Origin of the sequence: Acinetobacter sp. WCHA39 (assembly GCF_002165385.1) — a bacterium.
Taxonomy (GTDB): Bacteria; Pseudomonadota; Gammaproteobacteria; order Pseudomonadales; family Moraxellaceae; genus Acinetobacter.
This window is the reverse complement of sequence record NZ_NHRP01000014.1, coordinates 72,656-89,453: the sequence shown is the minus strand read 5'-3', so window position 1 is coordinate 89,453 and position 16,798 is coordinate 72,656. Positions and strand designations below refer to the sequence as shown.

The window sequence follows — 16,798 nt, the reverse complement described above, 5'->3', positions numbered from 1 at the left end:
TTCAAGCAGTCTATAGGTAAATCTCGAGGTGGAATGACCTGTAAAATTCTTGCCTTAGTGGATAGTCTAGGCAACCTCATTAAGTTTCGATTAATGCCTGGTCAATATCACGATTTAATAGAAACCAAACCTTTAATTGAAGATGTTGATTTTCAAGCATTACTAGCGGATAAAGCATTTGATGCAGATTGGCTTATTCAAGAACTAAATGAACGTAAAGTGAAAGTGGTGATCCCACCCAAATCTAATCGAAAAGTAATGAGAGCATTTGATACGATTATGTATAAATGGCGTCATCTCATTGAAAACTATTTCTGTAAGTTAAAAGAATTTAAACGTATAGCGATGCGTAGTTGTAAAACAGATACGAGTTTTGAAGCTATGATTCAATTGTGCGCGAGTTTAATTAACTCTCGGTAATTCTCAACAGACCCTAGATTAATACACTAATGTCCAAGAAATAGCTCTTAATTAGGGTATTTAAGTTTACGATTTTTTAGAAGGCTTCACTAGCTAAAGTGAGCCACAAATTAGTGGCTATTCCCTAGCCAGAAACAGAAATAAGTATTATTATCAGTAAAAATTTTTATAAAAAAATTGGATCAATTAAAAAAAATATATAGAATCGTCAAGATTTCTACTGGAGGCCAGTATGCCAATCTATGTTGACAACTCGAAAATACCCTATAAAGGGAAACATTGGTGTCATTTAATGGCTGATAATTTAGAAGAATTACATAACTTTGCCGCTGAAATAGGTGTAAAAAAGTGCTGGTTTCATCACTCTGCATCTTATCCACACTATGACATTACAATTGAAAAACGAAAATTAGCATTAGTTCTAGGGGCTTTACTTGCTGATAGAAGAACTATTATAGATTGTGGGAAAAAATTAAAAATAGAGTTAGATAAGTATCAAAACAAAAATTATAATAGATCACAAATCGAACTATTCCAATGATGTAAAATGCACATAACAGCAGAATCACTAGATGATCTATTACATGAAACTTACGACTATATTTTAGCTAACGGAGAAAAAGCTTATCCAACTAGAGGTGCTATTCTAGAAGTCAGGAATTGTACTCTCACTCTATTAAACCCTCGATCACGTATTAGCTTATCTGAAGGCAGAAGCAAAGTTATAAGCTGCTTAGGTGAATTTCTTTGGTATATATCAGGCTCCAACTCGATTACTTTTATTGAATACTATATTAAAAAGTACAGAGAACGGATAAAGTTCACTGAAGAGAGTTTAGACCCAGTACCTGGGGCTTATGGTTCAAGAATATTTCGAGAACCAAGCCAATTTAATAAAATAGTGGAATTATTAAAAAAATCTAAAGATAGTCGTCGTGCTGTAATAGCAATTTATTCAGAAAATGATCTACTAGGTGAGGACTCTGGAGATATACCCTGTACTTGCACTTTACAATTTTTTATAAGAAACGATAAGTTACATCTAACATGTTACATGCGTTCAAATGATGCAGCTCTAGGATTAGTACATGATATTTTCAGTTTCACTCTATTTCAGGAAATAATGCTTGCTAAATTAATAGCAGAATATCCTAATCTTAAATTGGGTGAATATACGCATATAGTTGGTAGCCTACATATCTATGAAGAAAATATCGAACAGATCTCCCACTATCTATCAAAGGAAGGCTGGCAATATCATGCTTCAATGCCTCCCATCAACCCACAACTATTAGAAGATAGTTTGGAAAAAATTTTAGAAATTGAAAAAGATATTAGAGTTAATAGGAGTTGTAACCTTAGTAAGCTAGATTTGTTAGAAGATCAAACATTTAAAGAAATGGCAATCATCTTATTTGTATATTACTTCGTTAAATTTGATGAAACCAACATTTCCGGTTTACAAGAGTTAGAAACTAAATGTTCTAGTATACCGATTAAGGCTTTTATTAATAAACGAATTCTAGAAATATTGACAAAGGGATTAAAATGAATTTCAATCAAAAAGATATAATGGCCAATAACATCACCAAAAAAATCAATGACTTTAGTCAAAATATAAGGCGTATACCTGCTACATCCTTCCCACTAGAGATTGATGTATTAAGTAGACAATTAGTAGCTAGTGTTAATCGTGTTAACTATTTTCAATTAATTCAATCTAGACCAATAGATGTAAAACGAACAGATCCCAATAACTCTCTTTTCGATCCACTTCGTTCAATTATATATTTAAAAAATATAAACTTAGATGAAGCATTTTGGTTAGCCTTTTTAACGATTCATTTTGGAGAAAATTATCACTCTAAATGGAAACTAACTAAAAATTTCTATAATAATTTGGGGCAATCACCTCAATTAACTTGGACTAATGTTAGCAGTAATCCTACTTTAGTAGATAATTGGGTTTCACGTTATCGCTCATCAGGTATAAAACTAAAATTTGGGAATCATAGAAAATACGAATCTTTTTCACAACTAAGAGACGTAATAGATTCGTATATCGGACTTGTAAATAATAACGGTGGCCACCAACAGCTATTTCAGCCTAAACAAAATGAACACCCAAAAGAACAATTCAAACGCTTATCTAGAGAACTAAAATTTTATAGATTTGCAAGATTAGGTATGTTCGATTATCTTTCATTAATTTATAAGACTCAACTTGCACCTATACAAGCCGATTCTTGCCATATTGCAGGATCAACAGGTCCTAAAAAGGGTGCTAAGAGACTTTTTGGACAGCAAACCATTAAGGTTCTAGATCAACTTTCCATCCAATTGGCAGATCATTTGGGTATTGGTTATCAAGAGTTTGAAGATGCTATCTGCAATTGGCAGAAGTCTCCAGATATATATATTCCTTATAAAGGTTAATCAAAAATATTGTGATGTCTATCAGCATAATATTTATATGGGATTAATTTCATTTTTTTTAAATTCCCAACTAGTAGGCTAGGTGAAATATTAAGTTCTCTAGCCTTCTTACATATCTCTTTCCATCCATCTATTTTACTTCTTCTTATTAATTTTAAATCTATGTAACTTTCTAAATCTCTATGAGAAATAGGATGTAATAATTTATCAAACATAAAGGCATCGGCTTCAACTTCTATAAGTGACTCTGCTTCAACTTCTATAAGTGACTCTGCTTCAACTTCCTCATCAGTATCACAAAATACCATTTCATTTTCATGCAAAACTAAATGACCTAATTCATGAAATAAAGTCTGCCAAAAAATGTAGTCCTTATTGTATTTTGGTGTCAAGGCTATCAATACTTTTCCATTTTTCAAAAATTTAGCTAATCCACAAATAGGAGTTTTTGGCAAAGTTGGTGCCAAAACTAAAGCAACTCCACATTGATTAAGTAAATTAATGAGCTCTGGAAGAATTTTTAAGATACTACGACTTTTCGTAAGTTCTTTTATTTCTTCTATTCTTGATAAGAGTCTATCTTTATTCCAGAATATTTCACTAGAACCAAACTGCTTAATAGCCTCAAACTCTACTTTCCGAATATATGTAGCTAAATTCAGATCAGAAATAGAGTACTTTCCAATAGCTTTAAGTCTAGCACCAAGAATATTGGATATAACTGTTTTACTATCTAAAGTTTGAAATTCATTAATTCCATAAAATGATTTTAAATTTACCTGATCCAAATAATCCAACTGATTTGAAGGTAAGAATTTTTCTGACTTTAACTCACTTATAATATATTTAAAATCACTAAACTGGGGATCAATACTTTTACATTTTAAATAACCACGATACTCATCATACTGATTTTGTAGGTTTAGCCAAAAATTGTTTGATCCTCCAAAAGTTTTAGTTAGGACACTGATGTTATCTAAGTTAATCTTCGCATTTTCTAATTTTATTTCTTCTAACACCTTTAAGTCATTGTCAGATATTGATTCTAAATTAATATCTGACAAAACAATAAATTGGTTAATTATATCACTAGGAGAATAAATCCAATTAGGCTGAAAACCATTAACTAGCATTTTTTTCCCCTACATAGATCAATTGCAAACGAGAGATAAGATTCCAGTCTATTGTACCATCTTGAGCCCTTGGAGGCTCCTTATGAGCAATAATAAAATGTAAAACAAAATCACCAAAAACACACAAGATATTGTTTTCATTAGTATAAATTATTCTTTCAATCAAAAATCTTGGCAGATCATTCAGACTTGCAGCGACACTAAATGATGTTAAAATTGTTTTTAATATCGCTAATGACATCGGGGGAAGATTTTGCATCCCCAAAAACTCATTGATTGCATTATCTCGTAATTCTTTTGATATAAATGAAATTATCATTGTTGTCGAAAACACCTTTAATCGAGGCACAAGTTGAAATATATCGAAGTTGTTGCAGCTGTCATTAAAGATAATGATAAATTTTTATGTGCTCAACGTAAAGATCATAAATTTGAATACTTAGCATTTAAATTTGAGTTCCCTGGGGGTAAGATTGAAGCTAATGAAACTTCTGAAGCTTGTTTAAGAAGAGAAATTAAAGAAGAGCTAAATACTTCAATACATTCTATCAATTTTCTCACAGATGTTTATCATGACTATCCTGACTTCAGCGTTCATATCACTTTCTTTGAATGTGCAATTGATAAAAGTAAAATTACCCTGCTTGACCATAAAAAAATTGTTTGGAAATCTGCAAAAGATCTAAAAACACTTGATTGGGCAGAGGCAGATCTACCTGTTGTTAATCTACTCTATCACCAAGAAAAAAATTAAATAAATTAATATAGAAATTTTGCATAAAATCTATCAAAGCCAAATCAGACCAGAAAAGAAGTTATTTCCTTTTTTTCTAGATTCCCAAATAAATACTCTGCTACATCAATAGTAAAATTTTCAGTTTTTAGCAATTAATTTAACATTTTAAACTTTTAATTATGGGGTATATCATTTTCCACTCATAATGTTATCTCCTATGCAAAAAAGAATAGACCATATTTATCTATAGCAGTGGTGACAGTCCCCAAAGTGGGTTATATGCATTTAGAATATTGCTGGCTATTCAAACAATATTGAGTTGGAGCTAAAAATATGCTTTTCCATATCATTTGGTTTATCTAGATTAAAAGGTATTACTTTTAAAAAAGCTCTATTATCAGTTGCATTAAACGCGAATTGAGGTAATGGCTGATAAAATTTATCTTTACGATATGGATATATAAGAATTACTTCGCTACTATGCTGTAAATAATGATGACTATACGCAAACATTTGCTGAATATCACTATCTTTCAAGCTATATCGTCCTGACAAGTTATTTTGATCAATCAATTTCCATTTTGTGTCCAACACAATTTTTTTATTTTGTTTTTCAATATAGATATCTGGTTTTAACTTAAAAATTTGTCTATTTTCATGTGTACATATATGCTGACTTGATACTTGTGTCTTCACTTTCCAATCTTTTAAACTTCGGCGTAAATGATAAGCAACATAATGCTCAAATAATCTTTCCATTGGGAACAATAGGCTCATCCCACGCCAACCACCTTGAGTAGATACTGGCATATATTCACTTAAAATTAGCTCAGTCCATGGCTTTATATCTGCATATAGTGCGAGTAAACGCCCTGACTGCCACTGTTTAAAATCTTGAGCTATATTTTGACTCTTTGGAATTTCCCCAGTCATTAAGCGAAGCTCTTGAGCAAGTTTCCAATTTTTAGAACTCCTTGTTTTTTTACAGACTACTTCTAAGGCTGTTTTAATTAACCTATTTTCAGGACGATCAACTTCATAGATGTCGTGCTCAATCGGGAAAATATGCTTTCTTGCTGGGGATTGCCGCATATGTTTCACATGCTGTAATTGCCCTCTCAAGTACTTTTGCTCTTCTTGCACACGTTGATAATCAAAGCGTAAACCACGTTGAATAAGTTTTTCAAAGTTACAAAGAAACTGATCTATGATCCACTCATGTATAGGCTGTTTAAAACGACTTAAATTTGCCTCACCAGCATCGCGATATGGTAAATGTAAAGATACCTTAAGCATCTTTTTTAAAAGCTCACGTTCTTTTGCAATCACCGTTTCATTAGATTCACTAGGCTCTATATCAACATGCTTCGGTAATATTTCAATACGCGTACCACACCTAGTTTCGAGAACTCCGACATATTGATCTAGTCTGAGTTTTCTACGTCCCGCTAATTCAAATACCTTTACACCATGTCTAGAAAATGATGCTGAGAGTTCACACAAATGGTCAAAAGCAGACGCAGAAATATAAGCATGGTCTATCGTTGATTCAGGGCATCCAGCATATGCAACACTAAGATATGCATATTCTCTGACGGTTATCAGATCAGACATATTTGCCCCTATCAATGCTGAATAATCTTTGCAAAACTTGCAATCGACTTAAATGATGTCGGCACCAACTCCCAAGTTTTTTTATCTTCAAAGTATCCTAAATCTTCAGAATCTACATTCGGAAATATTACTGATTTTTCTACAGGTTTTGGCTTAAGCATTCCATTACCATTTAAAACTAAATTTATCTTTGCCCAGTCATCAAAGAAATACTCCTGAAGCTGAGGGATAATTTTTTGCTTAAAAATATGAGCTAAATTTTCAAGTGTCGGTTGTTCTTTCAAAACCATAAAGTTAGCGTGACCAATACAATGATCTCGATCAATTAAGATTTCGATTCGTTGGTTGATGACTGTTAATAATCGTTCAATATCGACACCCTCAACACTCATATCTTTCAATAAATTCGGTTGAGGTGGCATCTCAATAAAAGTGAATCGACGACGCAAGGCTATATCTAAGCCTGTTAGTGATCGATCTGAAGAGTTCATTGTTCCAATAATGTATACATTATCAGGTACAGCAAATTCTTCTTTTGAGTAAGGCAAAGTTACGGAAAGTGCTTCATCTGCCCCTGCCCGCTTTGTAGCTTCAATCAGAGTAATTAGCTCTCCAAAAATACGAGAAATATTACCGCGGTTGATTTCATCAATAATGAGAACATGAGGTTTAGTAGGTTGATTATTTTGATTCCTAAATTCTAAAACCAATTTTATTAAATTAGCCCATACAGAATTATAACCATTAACGATATATGGTTCTAACAATCCATGATTATTATCTAGTTTATCTAGAGCTGTTTTTTCACTTAAATCTTCTATACTAATTTTTTCTTCAGCTACACTTTCTAATAATAAATTGGCTAAATCTACAGATAAGTGAATCAAATTTCCATTTGGTTTTTTTACAGTCAAGACATCAGAACTAACTGCCTGCAATATATAACCCCGTCCAAACTCTTTACCCAATATACTTCTAAATTCTGTAGTTTTGGTTAATTCACAAATTTCTTTAAATATGCCTGATTTCACCTCATAACGTAAGTTACCTTGATCATTAGTTTCAGCTCGAATGCCTTCCACAAAATCCTCATAACTAAAGCTTTGATGAAAAGTTACAAACTTAATCTGTCCTTTATTCTTATACTCATCAAATCTGTTTTTTAGGTCTTCACGCTCTTCTTTTTCCAAATCTTCTAGGGACTTATCTTCAATAATCGAAAGTGCGTGATTGATTGTATTAAAAGTTTTACCAGTACCAGCAGCACCAAATAAGATACGATTTAATGGTTGTACAATGATTTGATCTGGCATTTCCTTATCTTCCTTTGGATGACTATTAGTTAATGAATTCTGTATAGCCAATTCATACCATTCACAAAATTTTTCTAAATCACTTAAACTATTTATCTCAATGTAATATGCTTTATTACCCTTATACAAACTAGGAGCATGAGACTTCAAACCATCATGACGCCCTTCGTTTTCATCATATTTACCGAATATTTTCGAATTATTATCAATAAACTTAAATTGAAAGTATTGGTTGTCTTCTGGGTCTACACCTAAAAACAAAGAAGGTTTAGAATTTTCTAAAATCAAAGCTAACTCTCTATTAGAATTATTTCTAAATCCAACTATTTTCTTGGTTGCTTCCTTAGTTTTCTGATATTTTGTTTTTAAAAAATTGTAAGCTTCTAAAGTTGTAAAATAGTCTTCTACTTCATAATTTACAGGGTATAAATCTTCACCTGAATAATCTAAGTCTAACTCCTCAGTGAATGTCTTTACCTGATCTAGCCAGTCCTTCAAATTTAATTCTTTTTGTACAGATTGATCATATCCTTGTGGTAGGACATCCTCATCAACATGTAATAATCTATATGTTTGATCTGTAATGTACAGTATAAAATTTCCATTCTTTTCCAAATGAAGTACAAATAAGAAATCTTCAACTCTCTTCGCTTGAATCTTCTTTCTTCCAAACCCTAAATATCCATATTTAGATGAACCTGCATGATAAATATCTATTTCAGGAAATACTTGCTTAATTTCCGATAACAACTCCCAGAACCATTTTTTTTGTTCTTGAGATAAAAGTGCAACATACTCACTAATACGAGGCAAATTAAATTTTTGCTTAAACTCTTCTAATTCCATGAATTAAATAACCTTATGCTTTATCTATTATCATCTTGTTTTTTGCTGGCTTACCAACACATCATAAATAATATTGGCAAACTGCTTCATCTTGGCTGGATCACTCATCAATTGAGTCATCTGTTCGATGTGAGCTGCGTTACTATCGAGTACCGCATCATCTAAAGCACTATCAAACTCACCCAACATCGCTTGTTCACGGGTATTGTTTTGAATCTGCTTCATCATCTTGGCGTTTTCAGACATCTTGTCTGCCACTGTGTAGACATAATTAATCATGTCCTGATCTGTCAGCTTATCGGTAATAAAAATATCATTTACACGCTGTAAGATGACCGATAAAAAATCTTCTTGTTTATTTTTTGCTTTTGCCGAACCCAGATCATTGGCTGGTTCTAATTTATGCTCAGCACTATCCGCTTTCAGTTGGATATCCTGCTGGCGGATTTTAGAGAGCCGATAATGACTCATTGAGACATTACTTAAATCAATCACATCTTCCTCCGCTGCTTGCTCACGCAATAGAGGACGTAAACTACGAGCAAACAAACTGATTTTTTCGAGTTCTTTATCATCATATTCCACAATTTGTGACATAAACTCATAAAAACGACTAAAACTACCTAAATCCTTTTTAAAGATTTCTAGTGCATCACGTGCCTTTTTCGCTTCTGCAAATTCATTTTCAGCATTTGCAATCAACACAGGCTCACCTGTTCGTTTGGTAATTTCCAAACGATTCTTGGTCACGTCATAATCATTGATTGCTTGAGAATAGCGTTGCTGCCAACGTTGCATCGCTGGTTTACAGATATTGGCAAGTGCTGCATTAGATTTGTTTTTGCTATAGAAAGCCTCAACAAATTGCTCAACTTCGGTCATGAGAAAAATACGTGCTGATTTAAGTTTCTCAACCAAGTCATACACGATGTCAGGATTAGAGACATCTGCCAGCTCTGCTGTTTGGTAGTAGGGCTGGAATGCATCCAAAATTTCTTGTGGTTCGTTGAAGAAATCTAGAACAAATGTGCCTGATTCAGCTTTGCCAGGATAAGTTCGGTTTAAACGGGATAAGGTTTGCACACACTCAACACCACCGAGTTTTTTATCGACGTACATAGCACACAATTTTGGTTGGTCGAAACCTGTTTGAAATTTATTGGCAACGATCATCACTTGAAAGTCATCGCTATCAAATGCCTTACGCATTTCACGCCCTTTCAAGTTCGGATTCATATTACTTTCAGTAAACTTCTGCCCAACCAAATGACCGCTATCCGCATCATGATCAGCAAATTCGACTTCACCTGAAAATGCCACCATCGCCTGAATATTGGCATAGTTTTGCTCTGCCACATATTTATCAAAGGCCTGTTTGTAGCGTACCGCTTCTTTACGTGAACTGGTCACCACCATGGCTTTTGCTTGACCACCCAATAAGCCCATCACATTCTTTTTAAAATGCTCAATAATCACGCGTACTTTTTGCGAGATGTTGTGGTCATGTAGTCGCACCCATTGATTAAGCTTAATCTTGGCTTTTTTGGCATCGACCTGATCGTCTTTTTCCTCAATCTTTTGTTTCAGTTTATAAATCACTTTATAGTTGGTGTAATTTTTTAGGACATCTAAAATAAAGCCTTCTTCAATCGCTTGGCGCATTGAATAGACATGATAGGCTTCAGGCTTATTGGTCTTGGATGGTGGTAAATCAGGATTCGGCAAACGACCAAATAACTGTAGTGTTTTATCTTTTGGTGTTGCAGTAAAGGCGTAAAAACTTAAATTATCACTCCCTTTACGTGAAGCCATGACCGCATCTAATATATCTTCTGACGTGAGCTGATCATCTTCATCACGCTCATCAAGCATCAGCGTTTCTTTGAGCTGTCGTGCCGTTGAGCCACTTTGCGAAGAATGTGCTTCATCGGCAATGACCGCATATTTACGTTCTTTTAAACTGGTACTGTTTTCAATTGCTTTGAGCACATGAGGGAATGTCTGAATGGTGACAATAATAATCGGCTGTGCCATTTCCAATGCTTTTGCCAATTTTTCAGATTTAGAGCCATCACCCTCTTTATTATTAATCCGTCCAACCACACCATCGGCATGCTCAAACTGATAAATCGTATCTTGTAGTTGTGCATCCAGAATGGTTCGGTCAGTGACTACAATCACAGAATCAAACATCTTGTTATTGTTGGCATCGTATAAGCTAGACAGTTGGTGTGCTGTCCATGCAATTGAGTTGGACTTGCCTGAACCTGCACTATGCTGAATCAAATATTTTTGACCCGTTCCTTCTGCCAAAGAATCTTCAACCAGTTTGGTCACGACTTTCCATTGGTGATAACGTGGGAAAATCAGGCTTTCTTTTTTATATTTACGCCCTTCCCAGTCTTCTTTTTCTTCAATCTGTAAGTGAATAAAATTACCAATAATATTCAGTAAGCTGTCTGGGGTTAGAACTTCATTCCACAAATAACCTGTGGCGTATTCATTCACATCTTCAGGCACATCATTGCCTGCACCCTGTTCTTTGGTGCCTTTGTTAAAGGGCAAGAAATAGGTGTTGTCGCCATTGAGATGGGTTGCCATATAGACTTCATACTGACTCACCGCAAAATGCACCAATGCACCACGTTTAAAGGTCAGTAACGGTTCTGGTTTATTGGTTTCAGGGTCTTTTGGCAGGCGTGTTTTTTTGTACTGTGCCATGGCATTTTGCACGGCTTGTTTAAACTCTGACTTGAGTTCCAGCGTTGCCACAGGAAAACCATTAATAAACAGCACTAAGTCGATGCGCCATTTTTTTGCTTGTTTACCTGTTGCTTCAAGCTCAGCTTTGTTGGCATATGGGCTATACACCAACTCAGGTACAACACGACAAATATTCTGTTTGTAAATTTCATTGAGTTCAGGGTTTAGACCATGTTCAGGTTTAAACTGGCAAAATGAAAAACGTGTACCACGGGTTTTTAGCCCATGACGTAATACACCCAAAGTCCCATAACTACGAGATTCAATATCGGTGGCATTAATATTCGCCTTTTTAAGCTGCGCCACCACAGTATCTAAAAAATGGCGTTCAGTATCATTGGGGAAAATGCTTTTAAATTTCTGCCATTCTTTGTCTTGAGTCTTTTGTACAAAATCCAGAACATCTTGTTCATATAAGGCTTTTTCACGGTGATAGCCTTGCGGTGAACCGACCTGCCAACCGTGGCTTTGCATTTGCGTAATAATGTCTTGTTGGAAAACCGTTTCTAACGTTACATCCGATCTCATTTTTCCCGTCACCCCTTTAAATTCTAAATATCTTTTCTATTTTTTAATCTGCCAGATTGGATAAGTTTGCCAATCTTCAGGAAAGCCCATAAATGCTTTTGATATGTTATTATGCGACAACAAAAGATCAATCAAACGCTGACGCCATGTATGTTGTAGCGTAATTTTATCCATAAAGTACAGTAGAAAAACCAAGCTATTATACAATTTACGATCTGCCGAAGTCGTTTGATCAAAATTGCACTGCTGCGCTAAGCCCAAAGGTTTGTTTCGAGGTTTCGCAATGGTTTTGGTAAATTTACGATTCCATAGCCGTGAGTGATGCGCGCAAGTATTTCGCAAATATACGAGATGGTGTAATAAACCTTCAAATTGCATCTCTGCACAATCAAAGTGACCTGATATTGCTTTTCGAGTATGTCTTGGTGCAAGCAACTGATACCATTTAGAAAGTTGCCCAAAGCTCATCACTTCGCACACTGCCCAAATTGGTGGCAACTCAGGTTCATCATAAGTACGTTGATAGTGTTCTATAAATACTTCATCGGCTCGGTCAATTTCTCCCTGTAATCCCTCGAGCAATTTCGACCATTTGTATTCGTTTTTAAAATATTGCGGATGCATAAATGCATGTGCGCCATGCTGATGCGCCAGTTCATAGGCAAATTGGGTACGAATTGCTACTTCAATCCGTTCGATTGCATCGAGTACCAATAGTCTGAGTTCACGGTCGAAAACATAAAGCTCCCACACCTGTTCAAAATAGGTATTTTCTTTAAAACAATGGGGTGAATGAGTCTGTTCAAAGGGTAGCCAATAAGCACCCAAACGATAGTAATTGACTTGAGCTAAATGGAAAATTGCTTTTTGTTCGTCATTAACAACCATACCACGAGATTTTAAAATCTCGAGTTGCTCGGAAAATGTTTTGGGGGATTTATTGAATGGTTTCATACAGCATGCCCTATCAACTGAGGCAACTGTATAGAACTCAAGTGATTATTATTTTTATAAAGGCTAGAAAAAAGTAACCCGACAATTTGAGGATACAATTGCTTGCATAGCCTTGTCGGGTGTTGTTGGGCATATTGTGCAACTTTGTGCATTTTTATGCAATGGCTTTTTGTTCGCATTTGCGAACAGATTTGTATAGAACACATGGAGAGCATCATGCACTTAACTCCATATTATCTTGATTATTATTTTTATTCGGATTTTGCCAATCACGGACATCAATTTTACCTGTCACAGCTGCTGAGATAAGTGCTGTACGGCGTTCTTGCATGAGTTGAATGGCTGATTTAGCCTGATTCATCAGATATTCACTTTTTAATAAATATCGATCTAAATATTCTGCGATTGTGAATTGTTCTTCTAAAGGAGGTAGAGCAAAAATAAAGTTATTCAAGAACTCTGATGGTACACGTTTTAATCCGCCTGCACCTGTCATTGCTCCTGTACCTAACTCCATAAATTGTTCTTCTTGCAAACGATAATATAAGAATTGATTGCTAATACTGTTATTCGTTCTTAATACATATATTTCGGAAGAACCAAAACCAATCCCATTTTTTAAACCACTTGCTACGACCATATTTTTATTTTCAAAACATGGTGTAACTTTAGCTAGCAATAAGTCACCATCTTTGAAATATGTATAACCCCCAATCACTTCAGAAATTGGTTTTTCCTCATCTTTAATGAGCCTACCAAGTTTTAACTTCTCCATTGGCACGAATGTACAAAGACGGTTATCTGTATTTAATACTTCACTTTTCTTTGGTGTGAGTTCTGCAACGTATTTAATTCTAGTTGTATGCCAATGCTCAGGCACTTTCCCCAACCATTCCACACCTGAATTTTTCATCGGTACATTAGGATTTAAACCTTTGGTCACTGCACGACTAATTACCGCTTGGCGTTTTTCTTTCAGTAGTTCAATCAGTTTTTCTTGTTTGGCAATTAAGGTGTCAATTTGTGCTGTTTCATAGTCGAGGAAATTAATAACTTGCTGAATACCTTCAATCGACTTAGGTAAAGCAATTTTAATATCACCTACTGTGTCAGTATTTAAATTCAGTTGTGTTCCCATTTTCCCAAGCCCTTTATAAGCCTGTTCTCCTGCAAACACGTAAAATAGAAATTTATTAGGAATCTTTAGCTCAGGAAAATAAACAAAACCATCGTGAATACATGCCTTAATCCTATTAATACATGGCTTTCCAACTGTACCAGCAATACTTAAAAATAATTGATTTGGTTCTAATTTAACACTTAAAGAACTACCTAACTCAGACATGGTTTGAGTGGTATGTAAAAGGTAAGTATCAGAAGCTGAAACATCCGCAATTCTGACCCACGCATATTCCCCACTATCATCAAAATATTTAGGATCATCAATTGGTCTTGGGCTAGCTCCACGTTTTACTGAACTTAGATGCTTAATCTTAATGATTTCCCAATCTTTAGGAACTTGTTCTAACCACTCCACACCCGAATCTTTATACTCAATATATTTCTGATACTTTGCCATTAAGAATGTACCTCTTGCAGAAGTGCCATAATTTCACGGCTTACCGCATCCAAATCTGCATCAATCTCGCTTAAATCACGTGGCGGTTCATAGACATAAAAATGACGGTTAAATGGAATCTCATAACCGACTATGCCAATTTCAGCATCTTGTGCATCACGTTTATCCGCATTGATCCACGCATCTGGCACATGTGGTTGTACTTCACGCTTAAAGTAAGACTCAATTAAATTGGTGGTGTTTTGGCTTGGGTCAAGCGCAATATTTTCCGCATCACGCAAGTCACCATCCTGTACAAACTCAACCACTTTGCCTTGGTAGCTAAACTGACCATACAGCGGATTTTCTTTCGCTTTAATGACTTTATTAATAACAGGTTCAGCTTCAGGATTTTTCCAAGTCACCGCATCAAGAAATTGCTTTTTCTCTTTGGCTTCAAGTTTAATGCTAATGTCTTTTAAAGCCTGTTTGAGCAGCTCATCAAAGGCGTTAAAATCGTCATGCTGTGCAGTACCAATCTTGGCTTGTAAGGCTTCTGCCTTACGCATTAAAGCGCGTTGCTCTAACCAAAGTTTTGGTTCAAGTACGGTTTTAATGTCTTTTTCTTTCAGTTCACTAAATTCCGCTTTGATCAATGCACGAATTTCAATCTGTTGATCATCACTCAACTGACCATAGTTCGTGTCAGTCCAATCAGTGCCGTAATCATCGTAAATTTTCTGCATCACCGTATTAAACGGCTTTGGTGCAAAACGTAAACTCGCAATTCGTTCATCAGACAATTGAGCAGATAAACGTAGTGGACGTTCAATGGTGACGCGACGGTAACCAAATTCATAGCTGTTAAAAATTTTGCTTGAGAATGGTTTTTGCTGTTCACTTTCACCATCCAAAGTCAGCGTATCTACCGCTTCAAATGCACCATAGTTTTGGGTAATGGTCTTAATTTCTGCATCAGTCAGATAGTTACGCTTCGAGCCAAGTGACTTACGCATTTTCGAACTGAGGTTCGACGCATTAATTAAATGCACTTTGCCTTTACGTTCAGCATCTTTCTTATTGCTCAGTACCCAAACATAGGTCGCAATGCCTGTGTTATAGAACATATCCGTTGGTAGTGCGATAATCGCTTCGAGTAAATCCGCTTCTAAAATATAACGGCGGATTTCACTTTCACCACTGCCTGCACTACCCGTAAACAACGGTGAACCGTTTAGAATAATACCAATACGACTGCCTTGACCTGTGCCATCAATATCACGCATTTTACTGATCAAATGCATCAGGAATAATAGTGAGCCATCAGAGACACGCGGCAAGCCTGCACCAAAACGACCATTAAAGCCCTTTTGTTCGTGTTCGTCTTTAATCTCTTGTTCGATTTTTTTCCAGTCCACACCAAATGGTGGATTGGACAGCATATAATCAAACTTTTCATAGGCAAGCTGGTCATTAGACAATGTATTGCCTAACTTGATACGGCTGACATCCTGCCCTTTAATCAACATATCCGCTTTACAAATAGCGTAGGATTCTGGGTTCAATTCCTGACCAAACACACGCATCACGGCTTCTGGATTATGCTCATACACATATTCAGTACCTGATGATAGGAAACCGCCTGTCCCAGCAGTAGGATCATAAATGGTTCGAATCACGCCTTCTTTGTTTAAGGCATCATCATCTTGGCTAAAAATGAGTCCAGTAGTGAGTCGTACAATATCTCGTGGGGTAAAGTGTTCCCCTGCGGTTTCATTTGAGCTTTCAGCGAAACGACGAATCAGTTCCTCAAATACCAAACCCATGTCATGGTTAGAAATACTTTGTGGACTTAAATCCGTGCTCGCAAATTTTTGCACGACTTTATAAAGTAGGTTGGCATCGTCCAATAAGCCTGTGAACTCATCAAACTTAAAGTGTTCAAAGATTTCACGCGCATCTTTTGAAAATTGCTGGATGTAATTACTCAGATTGGCTCGAATATTTTTTTGCCCGAGGCTACTTAAATCAAGCTCTGAAGTATTAAAAAATGACAAACTTTCAGTCGCTTTCAATAACATTTTTTCTTTTGCTTCTTCTGGCAAAGGCAGCGCCTTCACTTTTTCATTCGCTTCAAGCACTTTAGCTTTGCTTGGCTCAAAGACACACTCTAAACGACGTAGTAAAGTGAATGGTAAAATCACACGTCCGTATTGAGATTGCTTAAAGTCACCACGAAGTAGGTCTGCGACTGACCAAATGAAAGCTGCAACTTGAGAAAAATTGTTATTTGTCATTGAAATATACCGCTTGCTTTACAGCTTGAAACTTAAAATTTATGCGGCTAATTGTGCCTGATTTACAATGGGTTTTACCAGCCGTAGAATAAGATAAAAGTTGATTAATTTTAATTAAAATCGGCTTTCTAAGTCTTATTAAAAATAGAAATTTATATATTTATCATTAACTTCAAAAATGATGAAAAACTAAACTTCGA

Annotated in this window: 13 protein-coding genes; 5 read left to right on the top strand and 8 right to left on the bottom strand. The window is 35.4% G+C overall.

Features of this window, described 5'->3' with window-relative positions; all coding sequences use genetic code 11:
* The 4 genes from CDG56_RS09055 to CDG56_RS09040 form a co-directional block, all read left to right on the top strand.
* Positions 1-420: IS5 family transposase (locus CDG56_RS09055; RefSeq protein ID WP_143225708.1), on the top strand; the 420-nt coding region annotated here is incomplete at its 5' end.
* 232 nt (positions 421-652) lie between these two features.
* Positions 653-961, top strand: a complete 309-nt coding sequence (locus CDG56_RS09050) for a DUF4031 domain-containing protein (RefSeq protein WP_087547665.1) — start codon at positions 653-655, stop codon at positions 959-961.
* Positions 962-967: 6 nt separating this feature from the next.
* Positions 968-1,972, top strand: a complete 1,005-nt coding sequence (locus CDG56_RS09045) for a thymidylate synthase (protein WP_087547664.1) — start codon at positions 968-970, stop codon at positions 1,970-1,972.
* Positions 1,969-2,856: a hypothetical protein gene (locus CDG56_RS09040; protein ID WP_087547663.1), complete on the top strand. Its 888-nt coding sequence runs from the start codon at positions 1,969-1,971 to the stop codon at positions 2,854-2,856. Before CDG56_RS09045 ends, CDG56_RS09040 begins: the two co-directional genes overlap by 4 nt.
* On the opposite strand, the gene CDG56_RS09035 is transcribed toward CDG56_RS09040, so the two are convergent.
* Together CDG56_RS09035 and CDG56_RS09030 are read right to left on the bottom strand one after the other, a co-directional pair.
* Positions 2,853-3,989, bottom strand: coding sequence for an XRE family transcriptional regulator (locus tag CDG56_RS09035; RefSeq protein ID WP_087547662.1), 1,137 nt, complete (start codon positions 3,987-3,989; stop codon positions 2,853-2,855). The two genes, CDG56_RS09040 and CDG56_RS09035, sit on opposite strands and share 4 nt — an antisense overlap.
* Complete coding sequence (locus CDG56_RS09030; RefSeq protein ID WP_087547661.1) at positions 3,979-4,308, bottom strand: hypothetical protein; 330 nt, start codon at positions 4,306-4,308, stop codon at positions 3,979-3,981. Before CDG56_RS09030 ends, CDG56_RS09035 begins: the two co-directional genes overlap by 11 nt.
* 33 nt (positions 4,309-4,341) lie before the next feature.
* On the opposite strand from CDG56_RS09030, the gene CDG56_RS09025 reads away from it, so the two are divergent.
* Positions 4,342-4,743 carry a (deoxy)nucleoside triphosphate pyrophosphohydrolase gene (locus tag CDG56_RS09025; protein ID WP_087547660.1) on the top strand — a complete coding sequence of 134 codons (402 nt, stop codon included), beginning with the start codon at positions 4,342-4,344 and terminating at the stop codon, positions 4,741-4,743.
* Positions 4,744-5,025: 282 nt separating this feature from the next.
* On the opposite strand, the gene CDG56_RS09020 is transcribed toward CDG56_RS09025, so the two are convergent.
* The 6 genes from CDG56_RS09020 to CDG56_RS08990 form a co-directional block, all read right to left on the bottom strand.
* Positions 5,026-6,339, bottom strand: coding sequence for an McrC family protein (locus CDG56_RS09020; protein ID WP_087547659.1), 1,314 nt, complete (start codon positions 6,337-6,339; stop codon positions 5,026-5,028).
* Positions 6,340-6,350: 11 nt separating this feature from the next.
* Positions 6,351-8,498: an McrB family protein gene (locus tag CDG56_RS09015; RefSeq protein ID WP_087547658.1), complete on the bottom strand. Its 2,148-nt coding sequence runs from the start codon at positions 8,496-8,498 to the stop codon at positions 6,351-6,353.
* A gap of 30 nt (positions 8,499-8,528) precedes the next feature.
* Positions 8,529-11,789 (bottom strand): type I restriction endonuclease subunit R, encoded by a 3,261-nt coding sequence (locus CDG56_RS09010; protein ID WP_087547657.1) that lies wholly within the window; start codon positions 11,787-11,789, stop codon positions 8,529-8,531.
* Between the two features lie 36 nt (positions 11,790-11,825).
* Positions 11,826-12,743 (bottom strand): Abi family protein, encoded by a 918-nt coding sequence (locus tag CDG56_RS09005; RefSeq protein ID WP_087547656.1) that lies wholly within the window; start codon positions 12,741-12,743, stop codon positions 11,826-11,828.
* Positions 12,744-12,957: 214 nt separating this feature from the next.
* Positions 12,958-14,322 carry a restriction endonuclease subunit S gene (locus CDG56_RS08995; RefSeq protein WP_087547654.1) on the bottom strand — a complete coding sequence of 455 codons (1,365 nt, stop codon included), beginning with the start codon at positions 14,320-14,322 and terminating at the stop codon, positions 12,958-12,960.
* Positions 14,322-16,598: a type I restriction-modification system subunit M gene (locus CDG56_RS08990; protein ID WP_087547653.1), complete on the bottom strand. Its 2,277-nt coding sequence runs from the start codon at positions 16,596-16,598 to the stop codon at positions 14,322-14,324. Before CDG56_RS08990 ends, CDG56_RS08995 begins: the two co-directional genes overlap by 1 nt.
* Between the last annotated feature and the right edge of the window lie 200 nt (positions 16,599-16,798).

Bases quoted from the DNA above. Each gene is read 5' to 3' on its own strand.
- CDG56_RS09050 (WP_087547665.1), top strand. From the start codon at position 653: ATGCCAATCTATGTTGACAACTCGAAAATACCCTATAAAGGGAAACAT.
- CDG56_RS09045 (WP_087547664.1), top strand. From the start codon at position 968: ATGCACATAACAGCAGAATCACTAGATGATCTATTACATGAAACTTAC.
- CDG56_RS09040 (WP_087547663.1), top strand. From the start codon at position 1,969: ATGAATTTCAATCAAAAAGATATAATGGCCAATAACATCACCAAAAAA.
- CDG56_RS09035 (WP_087547662.1), bottom strand. From the start codon at position 3,989: ATGCTAGTTAATGGTTTTCAGCCTAATTGGATTTATTCTCCTAGTGAT.
- CDG56_RS09030 (WP_087547661.1), bottom strand. From the start codon at position 4,308: ATGATAATTTCATTTATATCAAAAGAATTACGAGATAATGCAATCAAT.
- CDG56_RS09020 (WP_087547659.1), bottom strand. From the start codon at position 6,339: ATGTCTGATCTGATAACCGTCAGAGAATATGCATATCTTAGTGTTGCA.
- CDG56_RS09015 (WP_087547658.1), bottom strand. From the start codon at position 8,498: ATGGAATTAGAAGAGTTTAAGCAAAAATTTAATTTGCCTCGTATTAGT.
- CDG56_RS09010 (WP_087547657.1), bottom strand. From the start codon at position 11,789: ATGAGATCGGATGTAACGTTAGAAACGGTTTTCCAACAAGACATTATT.
- CDG56_RS09005 (WP_087547656.1), bottom strand. From the start codon at position 12,743: ATGAAACCATTCAATAAATCCCCCAAAACATTTTCCGAGCAACTCGAG.
- CDG56_RS08995 (WP_087547654.1), bottom strand. From the start codon at position 14,322: ATGGCAAAGTATCAGAAATATATTGAGTATAAAGATTCGGGTGTGGAG.
- CDG56_RS08990 (WP_087547653.1), bottom strand. From the start codon at position 16,598: ATGACAAATAACAATTTTTCTCAAGTTGCAGCTTTCATTTGGTCAGTC.